Source organism: Bacillus sp. FJAT-49736 (assembly GCF_018343615.1).
Classification (GTDB): domain Bacteria; phylum Bacillota; class Bacilli; order Bacillales; family Bacillaceae_C; genus Margalitia.
On sequence record NZ_JAGYPI010000001.1, the window covers coordinates 1,632,235 to 1,657,498 of the forward strand.

The following is a 25,264-nucleotide window of genomic DNA, read 5'->3' on the forward strand; positions in this document are numbered from 1 at the left end:
CTTATTCTATCTCTATTTCCTTATCTGTCTTTTTCTCCTGCTGATCGATTGGTTCTGGTAAACTTGTTCCCTCTAAGATTGAATTAAGTTCTCTTTTCATACCATAGTAGTTTTTATTAGTATGTGCAGCAATTAAAACTCGCCCATTAATTTTTTCTAGCCAAATTCTACGGTGGTTCCAATATGCACCTTGAATAACACCAAACATAAAGATAGCTCCTCCAACAGCTAAAATCCACAAGGTTAAATCCTTATGTACCGTTAAAGCAGATACATTACGAGTTTCAATGCCGACAAAGGACATTTTATATTCATTTGTTCCTAAAGGTTCAACATTTTGTCTGATCGCAACGAAGCTGACCTCGCCTTTTGGATGTTCAGGTGTGAACATTTTAAAGAGAAAAGCAGGATTATCGGGAATCGGAGAATCTGATTGTGGTTCCCCGTCCTTAGCAAAACCAGTGAAATTAGGATAATAGCCTACCAATTTTACTTTATATCCTTTTTGTAGATTATAAACATCTTTTGGATTAAATAAATCAATTTTCACCTGACCATAAGTTTTCCCTGTTTTTTTGTTCATTAATTGCAAGGTCATCGTTTTCAATTCATTGAGCTTATAATCCATTTGATAGACGGAATAATGATCAAATTCTAATGGATGATTTACTTTAATTTGATCATCTTTTACCTTAACTAGCTTATCTGTTTCGCCGGGAAGCGCACCGTCTTCGCGTTTATATAAAGTGACGTTTGATTGGAAGTTTTTCGCTACATTTCCTACCCTATCTAATGCATCATTAAAAGCTTCGCTGTCTTTCCCTTTTTGATATGTATCAAGGATAAATTTATTGTTTTTCAGCAAATATTTTTCATGTGTACCAGGAATAACTTTACTTTCCCCTTCACGAATCCAAAGCAATTCATCTACATACATACCGGGAACAAATCGAAGCATCGCGCCGAGTAGAAATATTATTAAACCAATATGGTTAACGTATGGACCCCATCTTGAGAAACGATTTTTTTCCGCGAAAAGATTGCCATTTTCTTCTTTTACTTTATATCTTTTCGCTTTTAATCTTTCTTTAACCTTGGAAAAAGACTGTTCCTCTGTTTCAACTGCCTCGATAAATAATCGTTGTCTTTTCAGAAATCCTTCATTCCTTGTTACCCTTTGATTTTTAAGGGCACGGTGCAGTGGAATAAAGCGGTCAAGACTGCAAATTACTAAAGAAACACCTATAGCGGCAATAAGTAATAAATACCACCATGATCCGTATAAATCCTGAAAACCTAATTTATACCATAGCTTTCCAACCCAGCCATACTCATTATAATAATATTGTTCTGGCGGAAGATTGGTCGGCAGCATGTCTTTCTGAGGGAAAATCGTTCCTAAGGAAGAAGCCACTAAAGTAATAACAATCAGCCAAACCCCAACTTTGACAGAAGAAAAGAAATTCCATATTTTATCAATTATTGTTTTATTATAGGTTTGAGATCGTCTCGCACTTCCTTCATAACGCATATCATGCAGCTTTTCATTTTTTGCCTCTTCGGTAAGTGCATTTCCGCAAGATTCACAAAGTATGGTACCAACCGGATTGACATGACCGCATTCACATTTCATTTCACTCATATGTAAAACTCCTTAGGTTAAGGTTTAATACTCTCCATAAACCTTACAAAATCTTTTTTCGTTAAATTCTCATTGCCTATAATCACTTGTTTCACCTTTCCATCCGGTCCTATTAATACTGAATGTGGCAGAGCATCCACTCCATAAACACTTTGTACATCTCTGTCCTTATCAATTAGAATTGGAAAGGATAGCTTATACTGCTTGACAAATTTATTAACGATAAAGTTTGATTCCCCTACATTAACTGCTAAAATTTCTACGCCTTTGTTCTTATATGTTTTATACACTTCATCCATATATGGCATCTCTGATTTACACGGAGGACAATAAGTTCCCCAAAAGTTTAAAAAGACACCTTTCCCTTTATAATCTGAAAGGCGATGTGTATTTCCCTTCATATCCTTCAACAAAAAGTCAGGTGCTTTATCTCCAACGGAAACCTTTTCGTGGTTATCCTTGTTCAGATTTGCATACAATGTATAGCCAACCGCTGCTAATAAAACGATTAGAATTGCTGTTCGAATATATAATCTTTGCTTTTTTTTCTGAGACATTCCGTAACCTCCAATCTATAAAGCGGTCACACACTATGCCCTTCATTATATCATTTTCTTTCTTCTTGCTTAAAAGCATTATTTGAAGGTTATGTGAAACTTTTAAATATCGCTGCCGCTTTCAGCCATTGCCCGAAGCTGTTTCACTTCATGAGGGGTTAATTCGCGTATTTCTCCAGCATTTATTCCGCTTAAAGTTAAAAATGCAAATCGTTCCCTCCTAAGCTTTTGGACAGGATGACCGATTGCTTCAAGCATTCTCCGAACTTGCCTATTTCTACCTTCATGAATGGTTATTTCCACAATCGCTTTTTGCTTTCTTTTATCTGCTGACAAGAGCTTAACCTTTGCAGGTGCCGTTTTGCCATCCTCCAAATGAACACCCTTCTCTAGTTGCTTTAATGCCAGTTTTGATGGAATTCCTTGAATCTTAGCAATGTAGGTTTTATTGATTTCATATCGAGGATGCATAAGTAAATTTGCAAATTCTCCATCATTTGTTAATAGTAATAAACCAGAAGTATCATAATCTAAACGTCCAATTGGATATACTCTTTCTTTGATTTCCGGCAAAAAATCCGTTACTACCTTTCTACCTTTATCATCCGATACAGCGGATATTACACCTCTAGGTTTATAAAATAAAAAATATACCTTTTCTTCTTTTTCCAGCGGTATACCTTCCACCTCAATTTTGTCTGATGTAGATACCTTTGTTCCCAGCTCTCTTACAACTTTCCCGTTCACCTTTACTTTTCCCTCTATAATTAAGCCTTCAGCTTTTCTACGAGAAGCAACTCCTGCTTGTGCAATTACCTTTTGTAGCCTTTCCATGTTTTCACCTCATATTTTGTGTTCTATTCCCTTTATGAATTATTACATATGAATTAGAAAAAGCAAATTCGTTTCTTATAGTTTTTATTCAAAATAAAAAAAACTAGCTTGATTTGCTAGTTTTTACCGTTATTTACCAAACAATATAGTTACAATGATGATAGAAGCCGCAATTCCGACTAGGTCTGCTAAAAGTCCTACCTTTAATGCATCTCCCATTTTTTTTATACCTACTGCTCCAAAATATACAGTTAAAACATACAGGGTAGTATCTGTACTTCCTTGTATGGTGGAAGCTAATCTTCCAATATAGGAATCCGGGTGATGAACGGAAAGGATATCACTCATTAAACCTAATGCAGCATTCCCAGATATTGGCCTAATGAGTGCAAGCGGCACTACTTCGGAAGGCACTCCCAGCCAGTCCAACACCGGTCTTAAAAATTGAACAAAAAATTCCAATGCTCCCGACTCACGAAATACTGTTATCGCGACAAGCATGCCTACTAAAAATGGAATAATAGATACTGCTATTTTTATGCCTTCTTTTCCGCCTTCTACAAATGTTTCATACGCAGGTACCCTTTTCCAAACACTATACACCAATATAAAGCCTATTAACAGAGGGATGATCCATATCGACACCATCGAGATCCATTGCATTTATTTCACCCCTCTGCGCGTTCTTTTATAGTGATAGTAACGATCTATTAGAATGGCTGCGATGGTTGCTATCAAAGTTGCTATTAAAGTTGGACCGACAATTTCTGTTGGGGAAGCAGATTTGTAATTCATCCGAATTGCAATGACTGTCGTAGGGATGAGTGTCAAACCAGATGTATTAAGTGCCAAAAATGTAATCATGGATCTAGATGCTACGGTCTTTCCGCCATTAAGCTCTTTAAGCTGTTCCATCGCTTTTATTCCTAGTGGAGTGGCTGCATTTCCAAGTCCAAACATATTAGCCATAATATTGGATAGAATATAACCTAAAGCAGGATGATTTTCCGGTACCTCCGGAAATAGTTTTTTAATAATAGGACGAAATAGTTTGGATAACTTATCTAGCAGGCCCGACTCTTGTGCGATACGCATAATCCCCAACCAAAATACTAATATACTGATTAACCCTATACATAAGGTTACCGCTTCATTTGCTGAATGGAAAATTGCTTCATTTACAGCTTTCATTTTCCCATTCACAGCTGCAAATATTAAACCAATTATCGTCATTCCAATCCAAATATAATTAACCATTTTCTCTCACACCCATTTGGATTAACAAAACATGCAAAAATTCTTTAATCCAACCCCTTTTAGCATTTTCATCTGATTTTCTATAATAAATCGGAACCGAATTGATTATTTCGTTATTTAAATAAATGATCGCCCTTCCAACAACTTCTGGAATTTTATTTTTATCTTTCCAGCTTTTGCGCGGCTTAATCATTTTATATTCAATTTGTACCTTATCCTTTTCTTGCTTATTTAAAGGATAATCAACTTCCTTTTTAATATAAACATGGTTTTTAAAGTATTTATTTTTTATTGCGGTGATATTTCCTTGTTTTAAAATAATCGTAGAATTATAACTTTTAAAACCGTATTCAAACATCCAAATGTGATCATTCCAATCATCTGGCCCATTAAGGGTAACAGCAATCAACTTTTCTCCATTTTTAGTAGCCGTTGTAACAAGGGTACGTTTTGCAAGCTTTGTATACCCAGTTTTGCCACCTGTACAATATTTGTATTTCTCTGTTAAAAGACGATTTTTATTTCTCCACCCTTTATAAAATTTGGTACCGGATATTTTTTGATAGGTTTTATTTTGCATGGCATATCTAGTTAGGAGTGCCATATCATAAGCCGTTGAAAAATGATTCAAATTTCGATTATCTAATCCATTGGGATTTGCAAAATGAGTATTATTCATTCCAATTTCTCTTGCCTTTTGATTCATTAAAAATACGAATCCCTCAATACTTCCGCCAACATACTCGGCAATGGAATTAGCAGCATCATTTCCTGATCGCAGCATCAGCCCGTATACTAAATCTTCAAGCTTCATCTTGTCACCTGGTTTTAAATAAATGGATGATCCCTCTGTTCGAACGGCTCTATCGCTTATCGTAACGGTTTTATTTAATTTACCAGACTCAATGGCGAGGATTGCTGTCATAATTTTTGTAATGGATGCAATTCTGCTTACTTCATTCGCATTCTTTTCAAATAAAATCCTCCCGCTATCTTGATCCATTAATATAGCACTACGCGCACTAACGGCCTTTTTTGCTGCTGAAATGTGAGGAGGAAAGACAGTAAGAATAAGAATAAAAACAATAAGAAGTAACATGATTCGCTTCATCTTTTTGCTCCTCTTCCTTTTATTTATTACTTTTAGTTCTTCCTTCTATTTCTTTTTTATTCGTCCCGAAAGATAACCCCTTTGTACAAGTCTATGCTGGACAAGGAAAGTTATGATTCAATAAATGGATAAAAAAAGTGCCACGTAGGATTGAAACCTACGAGGCACTTTTTATGCTTTAACTCTATTATTCCATTGTTTCTTGAAACTTTTCGAAAAATAAATCTGCGTCGTCTTGCAGAGAATCATCTTCTACCTTTTCCGGAAGCGGAGGCAATTCTTTTAAATCTTTTAATCCAAAGTAATCTAAAAATTCCTTTGTAGTCCCGTAAAGAATGGCCCTGCCTGTTCCATGTGCACGTCCAACATCTTTAATTAATCCTTTTGAAAGCAGAGTTTGCAGTGGTCGTTCTGTTTTTACACCACGAATCTCTTCAATTTCTAATCTTGTAATTGGCTGTTTATACGAAATAATTGCCAATGTTTCCAAAGCCGCCTGAGAAAGTGTATGCATTCCTGGAGATTCAACGAGCCTCTTTAAATAAACGGAATGTTCCTTTTTCGTAGCCAATTGATATGTCCCTGCCAATTCAATTATAGTGATTCCACGGTCGGTGTTTTTTTCATAATCTTGCTTTAGCCTTTCTATAACCTCAATTGCCTGAAATTCTTCAATTTCAAGGACGGATTTAATTTGTTTTAACGAAAGTCCCTCATCACCGGCAGCAAATAGTAAGCTTTCAAGAATTCCAAGCCAATTAACTATTTCCACTTTCATTCACTCCCTTTTGCCGTGATACAAAAATTTCTTGGAAATTGCCATCTTGTTCTACAAAAATTTCATTTCTCTTCATTAACTCTAGAATCGCCAAAAAAGTAACTACAATATGATCTTTGTTTGGAAAGGGAAATAATGAATAAAAACTCCTTTTTCCAGTGTATTGCGTTACTTCTTTTAATATTTCATCCATTCTTTTTTCAATAGATATTTCTTGACGTGTAATTTTTGTAGATAATGGTTTTTGTAGTTTTTTCCTTCTTAATAGCTTATTTAGTGCACCAATCATATCATATACAGATACATCCAAATCTAATTTTTCGGATTGAATGTCTTTCATAAATTCTGTTAAATCACTTGGAGGCTTCGTAAACATTTGGCCCCTATCTTCTTCTAAGTGCTTTAATTCTATGGCAGCTTCTTTATATTTTTTGTATTCCATAAGTTTTTCAACGAGAGCGTCACGTGGGTCTTCCTCTTCCAATTCAAATTCATCCCCAAGTAGTTCTTCCTCATGCTGTGGAAGTAACATCTTGCTTTTTATTGCCAATAATGTAGCAGCCATTACTAAGTATTCACTTGCCACATCCAACTCTAATACTTTCATGGCATGAATATATATTAAATATTGCTCTGTAATTTCCGCCATTGGGATATCATATATATCGATTTCCAACCGATTTATTAAATGAAGAAGAAGATCAAGAGGACCTTCAAACGCTTCTATTTTTACATTATATTCCATCAAATCACCAATTCCAAAAACATAATCTACTTTCTTACTGAAGAACCCATGAAACAGGTCTTCTGCTTTATAAGTATAGAGGATATTATCTAATAGTCCAACAAAAATTTGTTCTAATGAATCTTGCTACTCTTAGGTGAAAACATTATTTCAAATTAGGCTTAGGCCTATACAGCTTTCCTTCTTACCTCATACTATAAATCGAATAAATCTAACTGGGAGGTATATATAATGGCCGATGGATTCGGATATGGCGGCGGCTTTGCCTTAATTGTAGTATTATTTATTTTGTTGGTGATAGTTGGCAGTGCGTATATTTATTAATTTCCTTTCGTTATAAGTTTGGAATCGGTTAATACCGATTCCTTTTATTTTGGAAATATAAGTAAGCCTCTCTTAATTTCATTTAAGTGCCTCATTTTATGTTAAGATTAAAAGAGTTTGTATTGGAGAGGAGTATTTTATTGGAATTTCCAAGAGCATATATCCATTATTTAGTTCATTTTCATGGTGATCGGGATTACTTTGAATGCCATGAAATATTAGAAAAGTACTGGAAGACTTCAGATCCAGGTAATCGTTCTTCCGTATGGGTTGGACTTATTCAATTGGCTGTTGCCCAATATCACTATAGACGGGGAAATGAAAAAGGAGCTAAAAAGTTAATCGAAAAATCAACAAAAATTCTCCATCAAAATACATCAGTGCTAGAAAAGCTAGGGCTTAATGCCCCAGTAATATTGGACCTTTTAATTAACCTGAAAACCATATATGTAAATGGACAATTATATAAAGAAGTAAATCTGCCCATTACAAATCAACAATTAATGAATATTTGTAAATCGGAATGTTTTTCATTAGGATTTCAATGGTGCAGTAAAGAAGATCTTAATAATAACTTCCTTATTCATCGACATCTTTTTCAAGATAGGGACAGTGTAAGAGTACTTCCACACACTACTGAAAAATTATATGTATAGAAAAAGGCTCCGACTATTCGTCAGAGCCCTCTTCTTGTATATCGCATTTTTCAAAAAAACTTTGCGTCTGTTCATTAGGTAATAAATTTTTATCTTCATAAATATTCTTAAGAGCTACCAGCATATTTTTTCCTATACCCTCATGACGATGGGAAGGGTTCACAGAAATATGCTGAATTTCCACCATATCATCATCTATGACTACGCCGACAAGCCCTATAACATCATCCTCTTTCCATAGAAAAAGCTGCCAATTATCATCTGTTTCATATTGTTTCATTGTTAGCTGTAGTTTTTTTAAATCTTTTTCATTTGGCATAAATGATAAAAGTCCCATTGCAATTTTCTCAAAGGCCTTCTTATACCTAATTAACATAAATATCCCTCGATTATCCTTTTTTCCGTTCATTTACTTTTTACCATTATTAACAAGAACTCTCCAAAGTAAACCTGCTAATGCTATAAACGATTCCTATCATACTAGAAGCTTATAAATTGTTCAAGCTACTGTCAGTTATTTACCAGCAATGAAAAACCAATAATATAATCCCCAACCCAATGCAATTGCACAAATGATGATGAATAACCATATGTTATTTTTCTTCAAAATATTACACTCCCAACAACAAAAATAGCACTATTTTTAAAAATAGTTCATTATCATCCACTTGTCAATTATACTATTTTCTTTGCATCGAATTATTTAACCCTATGACAGCTTCTAGGTTAGTGTGTTTCTAAAATGGAATTCGTTGAGAATGGTAAATCTAATCGAACAAGATCATCATATGTTTCCCTTTTAATTACTAGCTGATCTTTACCTGCTTCCACAAACACAACCGGTGGCCTTGGTATACGATTATAGTTATTAGCCATCGAATATCCATATGCTCCTGTACAGAATACAGCCAATACATCTGAATCTTGCGTTTTCGGCAATGGTAAATCCCAAATTAACATATCACCAGATTCACAGCATTTCCCGGCGATCGATACTTTTTCCTGAACCGCATCATTTGGTCGATTTGCTAGGACAGCTTCATATTTTGCCTCATATAGTGCTGGGCGAATATTATCACTCATTCCACCATCAACAGCAATATACTTTCTAACATTTGGCACTTCCTTGCTGGAGCCTACTTTATACAAGGTAGTACCTGCATCACCAACTAATGATCTCCCCGGTTCAATCCAAATTTCTGGCATCACTAAACCAAAACGATTCGTTTGCTCTCTTACCTGTTGAATAATTTCACTTACATAAATAGAAGGAGCTAACGGATTATCATCTTTCGTGTAGCGAATTCCAAAGCCACCACCTAAATTTAAGACTTTTGGATAGTAGGAATAACTACTATTCCATTTTGCCATTTTTTCAATAATTTTTTTAGCAGCTAATACAAACCCAGTCGTTTCAAAAATTTGTGACCCAATATGACAATGAATCCCTAAAACCTCTAAATTCTTAGATGCTAACGCCTGTTCCAATGCCTTGTCAGCTTGGCCGTTTTGTAAATCAAATCCAAATTTTGAATCCTCTTGCCCAGTTAAAATATAATCATGTGTATGTGCTTCAATACCTGGTGTAACTCGCAGAAGAACACGCATTTTCTGATTCTTTTCCATACACAAGGCATGCAGCATTTCGAGTTCATAGAAATTATCGACAACAATGCATCCTATTTGATAGTTCAGTGCCATTTCCAGCTCTTCTCTGCTTTTGTTATTTCCGTGAAAATGGATTCTTTCCACAGGAAATTTTGCAGCGATTGCCGTATATAATTCTCCACCTGATACAACATCTAATGACAAGCCTTCTTCATTTACTAGGTTAATCATTGCTATAGAAGAAAAGGCTTTACTGGCATATGCTACTTGAGAAGTAACCCCTAATTTTTCAAATGTATTTTTAAAGCCTCTTGCCCTTTCTCTAATCAATTCAACGTCATACACATATAAGGGAGTACCATATTTTTCGACTAGTTCCATTGTATCAACACCGCCGATTTCCAAATGTCCCTTATTATTCACCTTTGATGTCCCATAAAAATACATATGATTCCCTCTTCTCTTTAAGAAAAATCAAGCAAATTACTACTTCGCTTTTATAAAAGGCACTTTTCTTAAACTTTGTTTCTTTTATTGATAAAAACCTTATATCCATCCTGGCATTGGTTAAGAATCCATAATTATCTTAAGAAAAGATGCACCGAAACCTTAGCAGAATTAGAATTTAGTACTAAAGTACGAAAAGTAACCATTTAAATGAAAACGGCCTATAAGAAAATAGACAGTTGTCCAATGACAAACTGTCTGAAAATATCCATCTTAAATAAGAATAATTTATCACAATAAAGTGTTTTTTGCAAAGGCTCTTTTCTTAAACTTTGTTGCTTTTTAAACGAAAATCTTAATATAGCCATGACCTTTGGCTAAGAAGGAACATAACATTCTTAAGAAAAGATGTCCCGAGCTATGACGATATTAAGATATATAACAATATATGAAAAACAACAATCTATACGAAACTTCTTAGCAAAATATTTTAAGATTTTGGCGGTTGCCTAAATCTATCTCTTGGTTGAACAATGCTTGGCCTAACAGCAGAACCGGGTACTGTACGTCGAAATAATATATGTGTAAAGGCTTGAGGGTTGAAAGGAATAAATGGCCACATATAAGGAGCATTTAAAGTTCTTATTTGAATTAATAACAATAAAAAGACTGTACAGGCAATGACAAATCCTGGAACCTTAAAGAAGGCGACTGCTAGTAAAATAAACACCCTTGCCATTTTATTAGCAACACTGAGTTCATAGCTTGGAGTTGCGAAGGTTCCTATCGCAGCCACCGCTACATACAGAATTACCTCTGCAGTAAATAGCCCAACCTCCACTGCAATTTGCCCGATTAATACAGCAGCGATTAATCCCATTGCCGTTGCTAAAGGTGTCGGAGTATGAATTGCGGCAATTCTTAAAAATTCAATTCCCAAATCCGCAATAATAATTTGAATAATAATCGGAATATGGGTATGTTTATTTGGTCCGATAAACTCTAATTTTTCTGGAAGCATCGATGGCTCAACAACAAATAAATACCATAAAGGCAGCAAGAATATGGATGCCAATATCCCCAAATATCGAACCCAGCGGACAAATGTTCCAACTGCCGGGGAATTCCTATATTCCTCTGCATGTTGTGCATGATGAAAATAAGTTGCTGGTGTGATCATAACACTTGGTGATGTATCGACGAAAATTAACACATGTCCCTCTAATAAATGCACAGCTCCGACATCTGCTCGCTCGGTATATCGAACGAGAGGATATGGATTATAGTTTTGTTTTAGGATAAATTCTTCCACCGTCTTATCCGCCATAGTTATTCCGTCAATATCAATGGCTTTTAAATCTTTTTTAAGTGTTTCCACCAAATCCTTATTTGCAACACCATCTATATATCCAATCGCAACATCCGTTTTGGAACGTTTGCCGATTTTCATAATTTCAAAACGGAGTCTTTCATCCCTTATTCTTCTTCTCGTTAGCGCAGTGTTTACAATGATATTTTCTACATAGCCATCACGGGAGCCGCGAACTACCTTTTCCGTATCAGGTTCCTGTGGTTGACGACCGGGATAACTCCGTACATCCACTATGATTGCTTCCCCTGCACCTTCAACAGCAATCCCAATCAATCCGGATAATACTTGAATAACCATTTCATCCACTGTTTTCACAATCTGAACTTGCTGATGAACAATTCGATTTTTTACAATGTCATATATTTTGCTGGACAAGCGTTCTGTATCATTTAATCTTACTAAATACTCTAATATTTGAATGATAAAATTGCTGTCTGATAAACCATTTACATAATAAAAATGAACGTTCTTTTTTAGAACTGTAATCTTTCTTACTCCAATGTCAAAGCTTGTACCTAAACCAACCCTTTTCTTATAAAAGTCCTCCAATTCATCCAAGTGTTTAGGAATTGGTTCCTTTGTCAAATCTGCTTCCGTCATAAAACCCGCTCCTTTCAAGAATTAACTCGACCGCCTTCATTGTTATCGGTGCACCGTTTAAATAATGATCGATTTTCCCCATCTTCCCAATATCCCCAACCCCAACTATAATTGGGACATTCAACTGGTCTAGAGAATAAACGGTATCTCCATTAATTCTTTGCAATTCAAATTCAGGTTCTCCAAATTTATCGACTCCGTAGGGAGTTAAATTGCCGTTACGGTCAATACATACATCCACCTTTGTCCATTCCCTGTCGTGTGTGTTGGATGCTACTGCAACTACACCTAAGACATTGATATCCTCGTGATTTGCAACATATTGTAAAGACTGTTCACCTTTTCCTTCACCTATAAATCCACTATCATCAAACATGACAATAACAGGATCACTGCGGGCTTTTTTAATCATTTCTACGATCTCTTCACCTGTTAATAACGAAGGGTTTCCACCTGATTGTGATATGCATCTTCCACCAATTTTTTTTGCTATTGATTCAATCGCTTGTTTCGCATATTCATCACCATCTGTAATTAATATCACCTGACGTTTCGTATTCATTCAAAAAATTCCTTTCAGACAGTAATTTTTAGCGGTCAACGAAATAAATCCAGTGAAACAATGAACCAAGAACTTTTCCAAACACTATCGCCATCAATGCGACAAGTAAATGCCCTTCTGCGCCTATCCTCTTTGTTAGAATCGGAATAACATTTACTACCTCTGTTAATGCAGCTGCAATCATTCCAACAAATACACCGCAGAAAAGACCAATTGGAATTAAAAGGATAAAAGGAAGAGAAAAAACAGAATCTCTTAAAGATACTAAGTCACCAAAAATAGTTCCTAAAACTATGGCCCATTCATATAAATATACCTTTCCATACGTTTTAGTTAATTGGGTTAACCGAGGAACAATCCCTAAAACGGTCAAAAAGGCCACAAAACCACATCCCACTATCAATCCACCAGCAAAACCGATAAAACAAAGGATGATGGGATTAATGATCGTCAAGATGCTTTATCGCTTCTTTATTTTCGTTCACAATTACGTATTGATCTAGATCTTGCTGGTAGTTAAAAATTTCAACCTCTAACGGACTCGGCTCCTCATTAAATCGTTTTTTAAATATGTGATTAAAGAATATAATCATTCCGAGGCCAAGACCAATAGAATAAGGGATTTGTAAAAGCAATGGTTTATTTATCGTTTTTCCAGTAATCATTTTATAGATCTTTTGATGAACCTCCTGCATACTGACATCCTCATGAAAATTCATAATAGCAAGAGCGGATCCAATAAAAAGCAAAAGCCAAATTAAAATAAAAAAAGGAAAGGAAACTTTTCGTTTTTTATAAATTACCTCTATAATGGTTTGAGAAGGACCAATAAGCTGAATATCTAATCCATTCCACTTATTAGTTATTGCTTGTACAACTTTCATGACATCAATCACCACAGTGTTTTTATCCTCATCCGTTACATGGTATATAACGAGATTTTTTAACTGTGGTACATATTTTTCGGGACCAATAATTTGAGCAATATCTTTTAGAATGATCTTGCTGTTTTGGTTTACTTCCACTCTATTTCTCATCCGAATATAAATGGATTCTTCCATTTTCTTTCATCCTCTGCTGCTTATTCTGTATACTGTAGTATGTGGAATAGGTAAAATTATCATTCATCTATTATTATCCGTAAAAAATAAAAAACCGCAGGAACTAAAGCTCCATACGGTCTTTCATTTGTTCTAATATTTTCTTTTCCAGTCTGGATACTTGAACCTGCGAAATACCAAGTCTTTCGGCCACCTCGGATTGAGTTTGATCCTTGTAATATCGTAAATAAACGATTAATCGCTCTCTATCATCTAATCCTCTTATAGCCTCTTTTAGAGCAATTTTATCAAACCATTTTTGATCATTTTGATCTGCGATTTGATCTAATAAAGTAATTGGGTCTCCATCATTTTCATATACAGTTTCATGAATGGAGGATGGTGCACGTCCTGCTTCCTGAGCCATGATAATATCTTCAACAGGGAGATCTAAAAAGAGAGCGAGTTCATTTACAGTCGGAATTCGGCCAATGTTCTTGGATAATTCATCCTTTGCCTTCCGAATTCGGTTGCCGATTTCCTTAAGAGATCTGCTTACCTTCACTGTTCCGTCATCCCGAATAAAGCGTTGAATTTCTCCAATAATCATGGGAACTGCATAAGTTGAAAACTTTACATCATAAGTTAGATCAAATTTATCAACCGATTTTAAAAGTCCGATGCATCCAATCTGAAATAAATCATCTGGTTCATAGCCTCGATTTAAAAATCGCTGAACAACGGACCAAACGAGCCGCATATTTTTTTCAACAATTAGATTGCGTGCCTCCTGGTCACCTTCCTGGCTTCTTTGAATCAATTCTTTAACTTCTTGATCCTTTAAAAATGACTGTTTATTCTCCTTTTTAACCTCCACATCCATTGGCACTACTCCTTAATTACATAAGGCATTTTTTAAAGCCAAATGCTTTTTTAAACGAACAATGGTGCCTAAACCTGGTTGTGATTCAATCTCTATTTCGTCCATAAAGTTTTCCATGATGGTAAAACCCATTCCCGACCTTTCTAGTTCGGGCTTGGTTGTAAATAGGGGTTGGCGCGCTTCTTCTATATCAGCAATACCAACACCTTCATCGCGAATGGTTAAGTCCACAAACCCATCCTCTATAGCAAGATTAATATAAACAGTACCAGCGGGATTCCCTTCATAACCATGAATAATTGCGTTTGTGACAGCCTCTGAAACAACGGTTTTAATTTCTGTCAGCTCGTCTAAAGTCGGATCTAATTGGGCAATAAAAGATGCGACTGTAACTCTGGCAAAAGACTCATTTTGGCTTAACGCTGAAAATTGCATCTGCATTTCATTTCTCATTGCTACGCAACCCCCAATCTTTGTAAAGCGTATTGTTCAGACTCATCCAAACGAATAATCTTAAACAAACCAGACATCTCAAATAGTCGCTTTACAGGAGATGATATTGCGCAAACAACCATTTCTCCATTTTTTTGCTTTACCTGCTTATATCTTCCCAAGATGACCCCTAAACCAGAACTATCCATAAAAGATAAATGCTCTAAATTTAATACAATATGCAAAATATTATGTTTGTCTATCGCTTTCGTTACTTCTTCACGAAGGGATTCTGCAGTATGGTGATCCAGTTCCCCATCTAATCGTACACATAAGACATCGTGCTTTACTTCTAAATCAATTGTCAGACTCACTTTTCACAAAGCCTCCTTAATCTGTTATAGTGAGTCAATTCTATATGTTTGCCTTCTTTTCCTTCCCAATGACAAAACTAGAAGCAGGTCGTCATTATTAGTGAATGTTCGACGATTTATTTAGACGCTTGTGTGAATAATCCAAAAGAACGTTTAAAAAGCTTCCACCATCCAGCAGTCTTAACGTTTTCTTTTGCAACTAAATCCGACTTTACCAGAACCTTTCCATCTTTCATTATTGTTAAACTACCGACAATATCTCCCTTTCGGATCGGAGCTTTTAAATTCTCATTTAATTTAATATTCTTTTTCAAATGATCCACTTTTTCGCCTTTTTTCGTTAAAACAGATATCGGTTCATTCGTTACGGCATGTATATATTTTTTTTCCCCTTTGCTTATTTTTACTTCTCCTAAAGATTGTCCATTTTTATATAAAGGATGTGTGGCATATTGAGAAAATGCATAGTCAAGCATTTTCGTTACTTGTGCATTTCTAACTTTTGTGGATGGTGCACCAAATACAACGGCTATCACCCTCATATTATTTTTCTTGGCAGTTGCGGTTAAACAGAACTTAGCCTCATTAGTGAAGCCTGTTTTTAAACCGTCTACCCCCGGATAAAAGCGAACAAGTTTATTCGTATTTACTAACCAAAATTTTTTATCTGTATTTTCACGTAAATAATCTTCATAAGTTCCCGTATATTTCGTAATATCTTCATATTTAAGCAGGGATTTTGCCATTATTGCCATATCATAAGCAGAGCTGTAATGATCTTTTACAGGTAAACCAGTAGTATTTTGAAAATGAGTGTCTTTTAAACCTAATGTTTTAGCTTCTTTGTTCATCATTTCTACAAAGGACTCTTCACTTCCAGCAATCTTTTCTGCCATAGCAACAGCTGCATCATTAGCAGAGCCAATCGCGATTCCTTTTAGCATTTGCTCTACCGTCATTTCCTCACCTGGTTCAAGGAAGATTTGAGATCCTCCCATAGAAGCAGCATACTCGCTCGTACGAACTTTTTCTTTCCAAGAAAGCGTTCCATTATCTATAGCCTTCATTATCAAAAGCATCGTCATTATTTTCGTCATGGATGCAGGTGCCAGTTTTTCGTGACTGTTTTTTTCATATAGAATGCTTCCGGTATCACGTTCTATTAAAATGGCTGATTTTGCATCGTTAGCCAGCTCCGTTTTACCTTCGGCAGCAAAAGTATGACCACTTCCTATCCCTAAACTTGAAATAAGTATTAAGCAACAAATGAAACTACTTATCTTCTTCATAAAGACCCCTCCAATAATTTCCTTTTAGTTGTTTAAAAAGTTAAATTGTTTTCATAACCATCAAGAAATATACCTGATGGAAATTTCACAATATACATAACACCATTTTTTCCATTTACAGCATTTTTATTCAAAAAATTCCTTCCACATAAAAAAGAAAAAACTGCTGAGAAATCTCTCAAGCAGTTTTCATCTTTATTTGGCAGTTTCCGTATAGAATATTGTCTTTCGTATATTGTTTGAAATCTTAATAAAGTCTTATTCATAATCATAGGTCATGGCGTTATTAAGATTTTCATCTGAAAAAGCAATAAAGTTTAAGAAAAAAAGCCATTATTAAAGGGTAATTTCCTCTTGAACCAAAATCGGAGATGCTACTTTCTGCTCCGAAATCTTAATATTTTGATACAGTTTTTCCTTCACTTCTTCTACATCTTCTTTATTTGTATAAATAGTTAATAGAGACTCGCCTTTTTTAACCGCGTCACCAATTTTTTTCTTTAACATAAGCCCAACTGCCAAATCAATTTCGGATTCCTTCGTTGCTCTTCCGGCTCCAAGCATCATTGCAGCAGTACCAATTTCATCTGCTATAATTTCTGCAACATAACCATCTTCAAGGGAAGGAAGCTCAACCTTATATTTAGCCTGTGGAAGCTTAGATGGATCATCGACAACGGATGGGTCGCCACCTTGTGATTGTAAAAATACCTTAAACGATTCAAGTGCTTTACCGTTATCCATAACTTCTTTTAACTTTTCTCGTGCCTCTTCAGTAGTGGATGCCTTGCCTGCAAGATATACCATGTAGCTTCCTAATGTAAGGCAAAGTTCAGTTAAGTCCTCCGGTCCTTTTCCTTGCAATGTATCGATAGCCTCTTCCACTTCTAATGCATTACCGATTGCAAAACCGAGCGGCTGGCTCATATCTGAGATAATTGCCATTGTTTTTCTTCCAACATTATTCCCTATATTAACCATTGCCTTTGCTAGTTCACGAGCATCATCCAGCGTTTTCATAAAGGCACCGGCGCCAGTTTTAACATCTAAACAAATGGCATCTGCTCCTGCAGCAATTTTCTTGCTCATGATGGAGCTTGCTATTAATGGAATGCTGTCAACTGTAGCTGTTACATCCCGTAGTGCATATAGCTTTTTATCAGCTGGTGTCAGATTACCGCTTTGTCCGATAACCGCTATTTTATTTTCATTTACCAGCTTTATAAACTCTTCATTTTCAATTTCAACATGGAATCCGGGTACCGATTCTAATTTATCGATTGTTCCCCCAGTATGTCCCAAACCGCGACCGCTCATTTTAGCAACCGGTACTCCTAAAGCTGCTACTAAAGGACCTAATACTAGTGTTGTAGTGTCACCTACTCCACCGGTAGAGTGCTTATCTACTTTAATTCCTTCAATTCCAGAAAGATCAATAACATCACCAGAATGAACCATGGCCATAGTCAAATCGGCACGCTCCCGTTCATTCATCCCTTGGAAAAAAATAGCCATAGTTAATGCGCTGATCTGATAATCCGGAATTGTGTTATTTGTATAGCCATTAATAATAAATTGAATTTCTTCAGTGGAAAGTTCCTTTCCATCACGTTTCTTTTCAATTAAATCAACCATTCTCATAATTCTTCACCTGTCTTAATATATTTGACAATCTCTTTTACATAAGATAAAAAGTTTGCTCTGACTTTATCTGTTGTTTCTATTACTTCATCGTGTGTTAATGGCTGATCTAAAATACCAGCGGCCATATTAGAAATACAGGAAATACCTAAAACCTTGAGTCCTGCGTGACGTGCAACAATCACCTCTGGAACTGTAGACATCCCAACAGCATCTCCGCCTAATACACGAAGCATTTTCACTTCTGCAGGGGTTTCATAGGATGGTCCAGTATTTCCGACATATACACCTTCTCTTACAGTCATCTGAAGTTTAGAGGCTAATTCTTTTGCTAATGCACGCAATTCCTTATTATAAGCCTCTGACATGTCTGGAAAACGAGGACCCACTCTTCCATCATTCGGTCCGATTAATGGGTTATACCCCATATTGTTTATATGATCGGAAATAATCATTAAATCCCCTGGCTCAAAGTTTTCGTTTATTCCGCCAGCAGCATTCGTTACAATAAGTGTTTCTACCCCAAGCTCCTTCATTACCCTTACAGGAAAAGTAACTTGATCTAGATTATACCCTTCATAGTAGTGAAAGCGTCCTTGCATCGCTACTACTTCTTTTTCGCCTAAAGTGCCAAACACTAACTGCCCGGCATGACCAGCAACAGTTGATATTGGAAAATCAGGTATCTCATTATAAGGGATTTTAACGGGATTTTTGATTTCATCCGCCAATACACCTAATCCAGAACCTAAAATCAAACCAATACTTGGTTTGCCCGTATATTTATTTTGTAAAAATTTTGCTGCATTTTCAATTTGGCTATACTCCATAACTATTCCCCCTACACTCCTAAATCTTTCAAGAAACTTATTCCGTATTTAGGCATATCTACTTTAAAATTATCCGCCACCGTTGCTCCGATATCTGCAAAGGTTTTTCTTAACGGCAATTCTTTTCCTCCGTTAAAGCGCTTAGAGTAAATCAATAATGGCACATATTCACGTGTATGATCAGTTCCATGGTGAATTGGATCATTTCCGTGATCTGCTGTAATTATTAGTAAATCATCATTGGTCATCTTTTCAAATACTTCCGGAAGTCTTGCATCATATTCCTCTAATGCTTTACCATATCCAATCGGATCACGGCGATGGCCGTACATTGCATCAAAATCAACAAGATTTATAAAACTTAGCCCTGTAAAATCTTTATCAAATGTTTGTATAAATTTATCCATTCCATCCATGTTGGAAGTAGTTCTAATTGCCTCAGTTACTCCTTCACCATCGTAGATATCGGATATTTTGCCGATTGCAATTACATCTAAGTCACTGTCTTTCAGTTCGTTCATTACAGTGCGGTCAAATGGTTTTAATGCATAATCGTGGCGATTTGGTGTTCGGGTGAAATGACCTGGCTCTCCAATGAAAGGACGAGCGATAATACGACCAACCATATATTTCTCATCAAGAGTTAACTCTCTTGCAATTTCACATATTTTATACAGCTCTTCAAGTGGTACAATTTCCTCATGGGCAGCAATTTGCAGAACAGAGTCAGCGGAAGTATAGACAATTAAAGCACCTGTTTCCATATGCTCCTTTCCAAGCTCATCTAATATTTCCGTACCGCTTGCTGGCTTATTTCCAATTACCTTTCTTCCGGATTTCTCTTCCAATTCATGTATTAATTCTGCCGGAAATCCTTCAGGAAATACTTGAAACGGTGTTTGTATATATAGTCCCATAATTTCCCAATGACCAGTCATCGTATCTTTTCCATTTGAAGCTTCTTGCATTTTTGTAAAATACGCCAATGGATTTTTTGCCTTCTCAATACCTTTTAATTCTCTAATATTGGACAAACCTAGGTTCCCCATATTGGGCATATGAAGCCCGTTCATTTTTTCAGCGATATGACCGAGTGTATCAGCACCTTTATCATTAAATTTTTCCGCATCCGGTGCCTCGCCAATCCCAACAGAATCCATTACGATTAAATGAATTCTTTTATATGTATAATCACTCATTGAAAAAACCTCCATTTCAAAAATTTAAGCGCTTTATTTCTTTTCAACTATAAAATATCATTCCCACTACTTTTTTGCGATAACCAAACGTATCACTTGTAAGAGGTCTGACTTCTTTTTTATTGTACTAAATTTCTAACAGGTTAGACAAGAAAAAACCGCTAAACACATTAGCGGATAAAATATTGTCTTCTTTTCTTATTTGCTCTTTATAAACTTCTTTATTGATACACCAAAAAATGCGTTTTGAATTATATCAATATATGAAAACTGCTTTCTATTAAAATATTATGCACGTGGATGATGTTTCGAGTATACGTCCTTTAATCTTATCTTCGTTACATGCGTATAAATTTGTGTAGTTGAAATATCCGCGTGCCCAAGCATTTCTTGGACTGCCCTTAAATCGGCGCCATTTTCCAACAGATGTGTTGCAAAAGAATGTCTTAATGTGTGAGGGGTAAGCTCTTTTTCTATATTTGCTTTTTTAGCAAGACCTTTAAGGATTTTCCAAAAGCCTTGTCGTGTAAGTCTATTGCCATGATGGTTTAAAAATAAGGCTTCTGTTGATATTTGCTTTGCTTTAAGCTTTGGACGACCCTCATTAATGTATTTCTCCATTACATTACTTGCCGTCTTTCCTACTGGTATAATTCTTTCCTTATTTCCCTTGCCAATACAGCGAATAAATCCCATTGTTAAATGAAGATCATCTAAATTAAGCTGAATAAGCTCACTTACACGGATGCCTGTAGCATAAAGCAGTTCAAGCATTGCTCTATCACGTATTCCTAGAGGGGTAGCCTCGTCTGGTGACTCCAGCAATGCCTCTACTTCTGACAGGTTTAAAACTTTTGGAAGTGTTTTTTCAATTTGCGGAGATTCTATGTGTACCGACGGATCATGATCCGCGGCTTTTTCTCTTAATAAAAATTGATGAAAGGATCTAATCGATGCAACATGTCTAGCTAGGGTTTTTGATGATTTTCCCTGCTGTTTTAAATGATGAAGAAAATGAACAATATGCACCCTTGTAACATCATTTAAAGAGGTTATCTGTTCCACTTTTTGTATGTATAATAAATAGTTTTTTAAATCTCTTTCATAAGACATAATGGTATTTTTCGATAGCCCTTTTTCTACAACCATAAAGTGGATAAAATCCTTTAACCGGTCTTCCATATATCATTACTCCCCGTCTAAATAAAAAAGTAACAGCCGATTAATCCAGTTGGAATCCTTTTGATTCGTAGAATTAACTTTAATTGCTGTCCCTTTAGGCTCATCGTATCGATGATAATTTTCATATTCCTGATTTACCCACATGATACCATAATAGAATAGTAATGTGCACCCAGTAAATAAAATAAACACCTTTAATGTTTTAAAAAAAATCCTAATTCCAGACATACATTTTTTCGTCCTTCCCTCAACATTTTCAAATGCATAATACAAGCTATGACATACTTGAGGGATTTTATACCTTAAATCTACTATAAAAGCTCTTTTCATAAAATTTGTTGCTTTTGTATAGGATAAATATAGTTAACCTTATTAAGAATAGATAGCGTGACACTATGGCTGTTTTTAACTGGTTATGAAAAACAACAATCTATCCGAAAACAAGTATTGTGTTTTCGAAATAAAAAGGCTGACTCTATAAATTTAAGAGTCAGCTCCTTCTTCCTTATCATTAACCTTATCATGGCATCGCCAACAAATTCCATGAAATGTTAAACGATGATCTTTAATTTTAAAATTCCAGCGTTTTTCAACAATTGCTTCTACATCTTCTAGTAAATCTTCTTGTATTTCATCCACTGCTCCACATTCAATACAAACCAAATGGTGATGAAAATGGGCTGCACCTTCTTGGCGTAAATCATAGCGAGATACTCCGTCACCGAAATTAATTTTATCGACAACCTTTAGCTCTGTTAACAATTCTAACGTACGATACACGGTTGCTAACCCAATTTCCGGTGATTTTTCTTTTACAAGGAGGTAAACGTCTTCAGCACTCAAATGGTCCTCTTCATTTTCAAGCAATACACGAACCGTTGCTTCCCGCTGTGGAGTTAGCTTATAGCTTGCAGAGTGCAATTGCTTTTTAATTCTCTCGATACGACTTTCCATCAAAAGTTTCCTCCCTCGCCCACTATCAAAATTATTATAGCAGAAGGAGCCTATTTTTCAAAATAAAATTATTCTCATGTGGAAAGGATAGTTTTTATTAAATAATAATGATTATTTTTGAATATAAGTTACAACGGATTTCATTAAAGACGGAGATACATATGCCTCAATTCCTGCCGCAATTGCAATCGCTCCTGCCGCAATGATCATGGAAACAATATAACTTGTGAATAGCGGCATAAATTGAAAGGTAAAAGTTTGCTTTACAAATATTTTACGAATTAGCTGAAACGAAAAACAAACAGAGGCAACAGCGATAAAAATAAACATTGGGATTATAAATAAATTTTGCGGTAATACCGACACAAAGGAAAGCAAAAAGCCGCCCCATCCCATTTGATTAACTAGAAATCCAACCGAAAAACCTACGACAACACCTTTTAGAAACAAAAGGATTAAAATAAGAGGAAGTCCAATAATGGAAATTCCCAATATCCACATAAATCCTAAGAACTTTATATTATGAAAGAAACTTAATCTAAATAAATCGGAGGACGCCGCAACTTTATCATTCGAAACAACTCCAAAGAATTGATTTAAATAATAATATAAATCTTCTTTTTGTGTCAGTGAAAGACTATTAACAATCACAGCACCAAATACGATACCCATAAGAAATAAAACAATAACAAAAGCATACATTGAGGAGTATTCCTGGACATGTTGAATGATAGGATTAGACTGCATCTTTTTTTTACGCATTTGCTACCCTCCAGTTACGATTTTTAGGAAAAGATAAATATTCTCTAGTAAACTATATGCTCTAATTTACTAGGTTATTCCTATCAAAAAATTAGAGTCTAAAGAAAAGCTTGTCAGAAACAAGGTTTTATCGTTATAATTTTAAAAATATTCATAGGTGGAGGGAATGTTGATTATGGAGCCAATTTTAATAGATTTTCCCGAAAAAATAGAGACAGAAAGGTTATATATTCGTCCGTGTCTTCCTGGTGACGGCAAAATGGTGCATGATGCAATTTCTGCATCGCTTGCTGAATTGAAGCCTTGGATGCCATGGGCTCAGAAATTGCAAACAGTTGAAGAAACAGAGAAAAATGTTCGTGATTCCTATGCTAGTTTTATCAAAAGAGAAGATATTCGGTTACATATTTTCCGTAAATCCGACGATGTGTTTATTGGTTCTACAGGACTTCACCGAATAAATTGGGATGTGCCCAAATTTGAAATTGGATATTGGATCGATACTCGTTATGCAAAGAATGGGTACATAACAGAAGCAATGAAAGGACTTACTCAATTCGCATTTAATATCTTGAAGGCAGAGCGGATGGAAATTCGTTGTGATACCGAGAATATCAACTCAAGGAATGTTGCTCTCAGACTAGGCTATACACTTGAAGGAATTCTTCGAAATGACAGTATAAGTTCCGATAGATCCCATTTACGAAGCACATGTGTATTTTCTATGCTAAAAGAAGGATGGAATAAGTAGAGATTCTTTCTTTATCTAAAGCTGTTTTCGTATTAATTGTTGTTTTCCGTATATTATTATTAATCCTAGTATAGACTTAGCTCGGGGCATCTTTTCTTAGGAAGGATATGACTCTATTAGCAAAAGTCAGGTCGTTACTAGGACATTTGTCTAAAAATGGAGCAATGTTTAAGAAAAGAGCCTTTTCTAAAAATACAAAATGGTCACCAAACTATACATTGGTGACCATTTTTTTATATTTTTCGCGCTATTAACGTAAAGGTTTTCGGCAACCCGATATCATGTATTTTATGATTTGGCTCCTCCTCGAGAACTACCGTTACTAGTCCTGCCTGTCCAACTGAAGTGATGACTTCCCCTAATGTCCATTTTCTTTGAAGAACATATTCCGGATTCTTTTTCGCTTCATCTGGTATATGCTTTGTAAAGGCGACTTCTCTACGCGAGATAGTTGGATCAAAATAATTACCAGATACCTTGTGCTTCTTCCCTGTAGATGTAATTAGTTTCGTAGAAATAGGATGGAATTCATGTAAAATAAATTTTCCACTTGGATGCAGCAAATTGGAAATTGTCTCCATCACCGGTAGCAAATCGATAAAATAATGAAGGACTCCCAGCTCCATTAGAATATAATCATAGCGATTTTGATGTATTTCTGCTGGCAGTGACAATATATCAGAAACAATATACTTTAAAGATACTTCTGCACTTTTGGCCAGTTCCAGTGCGAAACTCTGATTTTCCCTTGAAAAATCCACGATTGTAACATGAGCGCCAAGCAGTGAGAGTGCTACCCCTTTAATGCCATTTGATCCCATTAAATGAAGTACTTTTTTCCCAGTTAAATCATCAAAATACTTATAAAAAGGGTGAAGTCGCCAACTTGGATTTTGTATTATTTTTTCTACCAGTTCGGAAGGATTTCCATGGCGGTTTAATAATGCATCATAATTATGCTGGTTCCAAGCCTCCTCATTTTGCTCCGTCATTTTCCGCTGTTGTTTTTTCAAAAATTCGTGTATCAAATCAGCTTCTTCTTCATGGTCTTTATGAAAGAGATACTGGTAAAGAGAGATGCACCATAACTCCACGCCACCCTTTTCTATTTTCACACGATATGGATTGGTTCGGATTGTTGTATTAAAAAAACAATGAATAAAAATAGTACAGCCTCCATATTCAACATGAAAAGACGCAGATATTTGACTTCTATCAGGCACTGTAAGTGGAAAATCCGCAAAAAGTTCATATACCTTTTCAAAAACATCCCACTGTACTTCCATAAAAATTTTGTTTGAATTGTCTATCTCGATACCTTGAATCCAAAGGGCAGTTGATTTTATGAAATGGTAAGGAATGTTCTCCTTATCCAAAATGTTTTCTACTTTACTTAATACTTGTAAATAGTTCATACCTCAGGTAAATCCTCCA

29 protein-coding genes are annotated in these 25,264 nt (G+C 35.6%); 3 read left to right on the top strand and 26 right to left on the bottom strand.

Features of this window, described 5'->3' with window-relative positions; genetic code table 11:
- Position 1: 1 nt before the first annotated feature.
- From resB to KHA87_RS08545, 8 genes are all read right to left on the bottom strand, one after another.
- Positions 2-1,642 (bottom strand): cytochrome c biogenesis protein ResB, encoded by a 1,641-nt coding sequence (resB, locus tag KHA87_RS08510; RefSeq protein ID WP_213093645.1) that lies wholly within the window; start codon positions 1,640-1,642, stop codon positions 2-4.
- A 17-nt stretch (positions 1,643-1,659) separates the two neighbouring features.
- Positions 1,660-2,199 carry a thiol-disulfide oxidoreductase ResA gene (gene resA / locus KHA87_RS08515; RefSeq protein WP_213093646.1) on the bottom strand — a complete coding sequence of 180 codons (540 nt, stop codon included), beginning with the start codon at positions 2,197-2,199 and terminating at the stop codon, positions 1,660-1,662.
- Positions 2,200-2,301: 102 nt separating this feature from the next.
- Positions 2,302-3,033, bottom strand: coding sequence for a pseudouridine synthase (locus KHA87_RS08520; RefSeq protein ID WP_213093647.1), 732 nt, complete (start codon positions 3,031-3,033; stop codon positions 2,302-2,304).
- Positions 3,034-3,162: 129 nt separating this feature from the next.
- Positions 3,163-3,696, bottom strand: a complete 534-nt coding sequence (locus KHA87_RS08525; protein ID WP_213093648.1) for a spore maturation protein — start codon at positions 3,694-3,696, stop codon at positions 3,163-3,165.
- On the bottom strand, positions 3,697-4,290 hold the full coding sequence (locus KHA87_RS08530) for a nucleoside recognition domain-containing protein (protein WP_213093649.1): 594 nt from the start codon (positions 4,288-4,290) through the stop codon (positions 3,697-3,699). It abuts the gene before it with no gap.
- Complete coding sequence (locus KHA87_RS08535) at positions 4,283-5,401, bottom strand: D-alanyl-D-alanine carboxypeptidase family protein (RefSeq protein ID WP_213093650.1); 1,119 nt, start codon at positions 5,399-5,401, stop codon at positions 4,283-4,285. Before KHA87_RS08535 ends, KHA87_RS08530 begins: the two co-directional genes overlap by 8 nt.
- 187 nt (positions 5,402-5,588) lie before the next feature.
- Positions 5,589-6,173 (bottom strand): SMC-Scp complex subunit ScpB, encoded by a 585-nt coding sequence (gene scpB / locus KHA87_RS08540; protein ID WP_349305564.1) that lies wholly within the window; start codon positions 6,171-6,173, stop codon positions 5,589-5,591.
- Positions 6,160-6,924 carry a segregation/condensation protein A gene (locus KHA87_RS08545; protein WP_213093652.1) on the bottom strand — a complete coding sequence of 255 codons (765 nt, stop codon included), beginning with the start codon at positions 6,922-6,924 and terminating at the stop codon, positions 6,160-6,162. The genes scpB and KHA87_RS08545 overlap by 14 nt, the downstream gene beginning before the upstream one ends.
- A 231-nt stretch (positions 6,925-7,155) precedes the next feature.
- On the opposite strand from KHA87_RS08545, the gene KHA87_RS08550 reads away from it, so the two are divergent.
- The gene (locus KHA87_RS08550; RefSeq protein ID WP_213093653.1) at positions 7,156-7,248 is read left to right on the top strand and encodes a YjcZ family sporulation protein; all 93 of its coding nucleotides are present in this window, start codon (positions 7,156-7,158) and stop codon (positions 7,246-7,248) included.
- A 140-nt stretch (positions 7,249-7,388) separates the two neighbouring features.
- A complete protein-coding gene (locus KHA87_RS08555) occupies positions 7,389-7,904 on the top strand; it encodes a DUF309 domain-containing protein (RefSeq protein WP_249310220.1) in 516 nt (171 codons plus the stop codon).
- A 13-nt stretch (positions 7,905-7,917) separates the two neighbouring features.
- Here the strand turns inward: KHA87_RS08555 and KHA87_RS08560 are convergent, their stop codons facing one another.
- The 17 genes from KHA87_RS08560 to spoIIM all read right to left on the bottom strand — a co-directional run bounded on the left by KHA87_RS08560 (position 7,918) and on the right by spoIIM (position 23,079).
- Positions 7,918-8,280, bottom strand: a complete 363-nt coding sequence (locus tag KHA87_RS08560; protein WP_213093655.1) for a GNAT family N-acetyltransferase — start codon at positions 8,278-8,280, stop codon at positions 7,918-7,920.
- 350 nt (positions 8,281-8,630) lie between these two features.
- Positions 8,631-9,959 (bottom strand): diaminopimelate decarboxylase, encoded by a 1,329-nt coding sequence (gene lysA / locus KHA87_RS08565; protein ID WP_213093656.1) that lies wholly within the window; start codon positions 9,957-9,959, stop codon positions 8,631-8,633.
- A gap of 490 nt (positions 9,960-10,449) precedes the next feature.
- The gene (locus KHA87_RS08570) at positions 10,450-11,931 is read right to left on the bottom strand and encodes a spore germination protein (RefSeq protein ID WP_213093657.1); all 1,482 of its coding nucleotides are present in this window, start codon (positions 11,929-11,931) and stop codon (positions 10,450-10,452) included.
- Positions 11,894-12,493 (bottom strand): stage V sporulation protein SpoVABEA, encoded by a 600-nt coding sequence (spoVAEA, locus tag KHA87_RS08575; RefSeq protein WP_213093658.1) that lies wholly within the window; start codon positions 12,491-12,493, stop codon positions 11,894-11,896. Before spoVAEA ends, KHA87_RS08570 begins: the two co-directional genes overlap by 38 nt.
- Before the next feature lie 28 nt (positions 12,494-12,521).
- Positions 12,522-12,941 carry a stage V sporulation protein AB gene (locus tag KHA87_RS08580; RefSeq protein ID WP_213094283.1) on the bottom strand — a complete coding sequence of 140 codons (420 nt, stop codon included), beginning with the start codon at positions 12,939-12,941 and terminating at the stop codon, positions 12,522-12,524.
- A complete protein-coding gene (locus tag KHA87_RS08585; protein ID WP_213093659.1) occupies positions 12,934-13,554 on the bottom strand; it encodes a stage V sporulation protein AA in 621 nt (206 codons plus the stop codon). The genes KHA87_RS08580 and KHA87_RS08585 overlap by 8 nt, the downstream gene beginning before the upstream one ends.
- 103 nt (positions 13,555-13,657) lie before the next feature.
- A complete protein-coding gene (gene sigF, locus KHA87_RS08590) occupies positions 13,658-14,416 on the bottom strand; it encodes an RNA polymerase sporulation sigma factor SigF (protein ID WP_213093660.1) in 759 nt (252 codons plus the stop codon).
- A 12-nt stretch (positions 14,417-14,428) separates the two neighbouring features.
- Positions 14,429-14,869: an anti-sigma F factor gene (spoIIAB, locus tag KHA87_RS08595; protein WP_213093661.1), complete on the bottom strand. Its 441-nt coding sequence runs from the start codon at positions 14,867-14,869 to the stop codon at positions 14,429-14,431.
- Positions 14,870-14,871: 2 nt separating this feature from the next.
- Positions 14,872-15,222 (bottom strand): anti-sigma F factor antagonist, encoded by a 351-nt coding sequence (gene spoIIAA, locus KHA87_RS08600; RefSeq protein ID WP_213093662.1) that lies wholly within the window; start codon positions 15,220-15,222, stop codon positions 14,872-14,874.
- 116 nt (positions 15,223-15,338) lie between these two features.
- The gene (locus tag KHA87_RS08605; protein WP_213093663.1) at positions 15,339-16,511 is read right to left on the bottom strand and encodes a D-alanyl-D-alanine carboxypeptidase family protein; all 1,173 of its coding nucleotides are present in this window, start codon (positions 16,509-16,511) and stop codon (positions 15,339-15,341) included.
- Positions 16,512-16,847: 336 nt separating this feature from the next.
- The gene (locus KHA87_RS08610) at positions 16,848-18,152 is read right to left on the bottom strand and encodes a pyrimidine-nucleoside phosphorylase (RefSeq protein WP_213093664.1); all 1,305 of its coding nucleotides are present in this window, start codon (positions 18,150-18,152) and stop codon (positions 16,848-16,850) included.
- Positions 18,149-18,982, bottom strand: coding sequence for a purine-nucleoside phosphorylase (locus KHA87_RS08615; RefSeq protein WP_213093665.1), 834 nt, complete (start codon positions 18,980-18,982; stop codon positions 18,149-18,151). The genes KHA87_RS08610 and KHA87_RS08615 overlap by 4 nt, the downstream gene beginning before the upstream one ends.
- Positions 18,983-18,993: 11 nt before the next feature.
- Positions 18,994-20,181, bottom strand: a complete 1,188-nt coding sequence (gene deoB / locus KHA87_RS08620) for a phosphopentomutase (protein WP_213093666.1) — start codon at positions 20,179-20,181, stop codon at positions 18,994-18,996.
- A 288-nt stretch (positions 20,182-20,469) separates the two neighbouring features.
- Positions 20,470-21,363, bottom strand: a complete 894-nt coding sequence (gene xerD, locus KHA87_RS08625) for a site-specific tyrosine recombinase XerD (protein WP_213093667.1) — start codon at positions 21,361-21,363, stop codon at positions 20,470-20,472.
- A 6-nt stretch (positions 21,364-21,369) separates the two neighbouring features.
- On the bottom strand, positions 21,370-21,591 hold the full coding sequence (locus KHA87_RS08630; protein ID WP_213093668.1) for a YqzK family protein: 222 nt from the start codon (positions 21,589-21,591) through the stop codon (positions 21,370-21,372).
- Between the two features lie 255 nt (positions 21,592-21,846).
- Positions 21,847-22,317 carry a ferric iron uptake transcriptional regulator gene (fur, locus tag KHA87_RS08635; protein WP_213093669.1) on the bottom strand — a complete coding sequence of 157 codons (471 nt, stop codon included), beginning with the start codon at positions 22,315-22,317 and terminating at the stop codon, positions 21,847-21,849.
- Positions 22,318-22,428: 111 nt separating this feature from the next.
- A complete protein-coding gene (gene spoIIM, locus KHA87_RS08640) occupies positions 22,429-23,079 on the bottom strand; it encodes a stage II sporulation protein M (RefSeq protein WP_213093670.1) in 651 nt (216 codons plus the stop codon).
- A gap of 175 nt (positions 23,080-23,254) precedes the next feature.
- Here spoIIM and KHA87_RS08645 point away from each other — a divergent pair, with 175 nt between their 5' ends.
- Positions 23,255-23,830 (top strand): GNAT family N-acetyltransferase, encoded by a 576-nt coding sequence (locus KHA87_RS08645; protein ID WP_213094284.1) that lies wholly within the window; start codon positions 23,255-23,257, stop codon positions 23,828-23,830.
- Positions 23,831-24,063: 233 nt separating this feature from the next.
- Here KHA87_RS08645 and KHA87_RS22175 read toward each other — a convergent pair whose 3' ends face one another.
- Positions 24,064-25,245: a class I SAM-dependent methyltransferase gene (locus KHA87_RS22175; RefSeq protein WP_249310228.1), complete on the bottom strand. Its 1,182-nt coding sequence runs from the start codon at positions 25,243-25,245 to the stop codon at positions 24,064-24,066.
- Between the last annotated feature and the right edge of the window lie 19 nt (positions 25,246-25,264).

Excerpts from the sequence above, each read along its gene's own strand:
- KHA87_RS08525 (WP_213093648.1), bottom strand. The coding sequence starts at position 3,696 with ATGCAATGGATCTCGATGGTGTCGATATGGATCATCCCTCTGTTAATA.
- sigF (WP_213093660.1), bottom strand. The coding sequence starts at position 14,416 with ATGGATGTGGAGGTTAAAAAGGAGAATAAACAGTCATTTTTAAAGGAT.
- fur (WP_213093669.1), bottom strand. The coding sequence starts at position 22,317 with ATGGAAAGTCGTATCGAGAGAATTAAAAAGCAATTGCACTCTGCAAGC.
- xerD (WP_213093667.1), bottom strand. The coding sequence starts at position 21,363 with ATGGAAGACCGGTTAAAGGATTTTATCCACTTTATGGTTGTAGAAAAA.
- KHA87_RS08550 (WP_213093653.1), top strand. The coding sequence starts at position 7,156 with ATGGCCGATGGATTCGGATATGGCGGCGGCTTTGCCTTAATTGTAGTA.
- KHA87_RS22175 (WP_249310228.1), bottom strand. The coding sequence starts at position 25,245 with ATGAACTATTTACAAGTATTAAGTAAAGTAGAAAACATTTTGGATAAG.
- spoIIM (WP_213093670.1), bottom strand. The coding sequence starts at position 23,079 with ATGCGTAAAAAAAAGATGCAGTCTAATCCTATCATTCAACATGTCCAG.
- deoB (WP_213093666.1), bottom strand. The coding sequence starts at position 20,181 with ATGAGTGATTATACATATAAAAGAATTCATTTAATCGTAATGGATTCT.
- spoIIAB (WP_213093661.1), bottom strand. The coding sequence starts at position 14,869 with ATGAGAAATGAAATGCAGATGCAATTTTCAGCGTTAAGCCAAAATGAG.
- KHA87_RS08535 (WP_213093650.1), bottom strand. The coding sequence starts at position 5,401 with ATGAAGCGAATCATGTTACTTCTTATTGTTTTTATTCTTATTCTTACT.
- KHA87_RS08530 (WP_213093649.1), bottom strand. The coding sequence starts at position 4,290 with ATGGTTAATTATATTTGGATTGGAATGACGATAATTGGTTTAATATTT.
- KHA87_RS08605 (WP_213093663.1), bottom strand. The coding sequence starts at position 16,511 with ATGAAGAAGATAAGTAGTTTCATTTGTTGCTTAATACTTATTTCAAGT.
- KHA87_RS08610 (WP_213093664.1), bottom strand. The coding sequence starts at position 18,152 with ATGAGAATGGTTGATTTAATTGAAAAGAAACGTGATGGAAAGGAACTT.
- resB (WP_213093645.1), bottom strand. The coding sequence starts at position 1,642 with ATGAGTGAAATGAAATGTGAATGCGGTCATGTCAATCCGGTTGGTACC.
- lysA (WP_213093656.1), bottom strand. The coding sequence starts at position 9,959 with ATGTATTTTTATGGGACATCAAAGGTGAATAATAAGGGACATTTGGAA.
- KHA87_RS08560 (WP_213093655.1), bottom strand. The coding sequence starts at position 8,280 with ATGTTAATTAGGTATAAGAAGGCCTTTGAGAAAATTGCAATGGGACTT.
- resA (WP_213093646.1), bottom strand. The coding sequence starts at position 2,199 with ATGTCTCAGAAAAAAAAGCAAAGATTATATATTCGAACAGCAATTCTA.
- KHA87_RS08545 (WP_213093652.1), bottom strand. The coding sequence starts at position 6,924 with ATGGAATATAATGTAAAAATAGAAGCGTTTGAAGGTCCTCTTGATCTT.
- KHA87_RS08570 (WP_213093657.1), bottom strand. The coding sequence starts at position 11,931 with ATGACGGAAGCAGATTTGACAAAGGAACCAATTCCTAAACACTTGGAT.
- KHA87_RS08630 (WP_213093668.1), bottom strand. The coding sequence starts at position 21,591 with ATGTCTGGAATTAGGATTTTTTTTAAAACATTAAAGGTGTTTATTTTA.
- KHA87_RS08585 (WP_213093659.1), bottom strand. The coding sequence starts at position 13,554 with ATGGAAGAATCCATTTATATTCGGATGAGAAATAGAGTGGAAGTAAAC.
- KHA87_RS08520 (WP_213093647.1), bottom strand. The coding sequence starts at position 3,033 with ATGGAAAGGCTACAAAAGGTAATTGCACAAGCAGGAGTTGCTTCTCGT.
- KHA87_RS08615 (WP_213093665.1), bottom strand. The coding sequence starts at position 18,982 with ATGGAGTATAGCCAAATTGAAAATGCAGCAAAATTTTTACAAAATAAA.
- spoVAEA (WP_213093658.1), bottom strand. The coding sequence starts at position 12,493 with ATGAATACGAAACGTCAGGTGATATTAATTACAGATGGTGATGAATAT.
- KHA87_RS08645 (WP_213094284.1), top strand. The coding sequence starts at position 23,255 with ATGGAGCCAATTTTAATAGATTTTCCCGAAAAAATAGAGACAGAAAGG.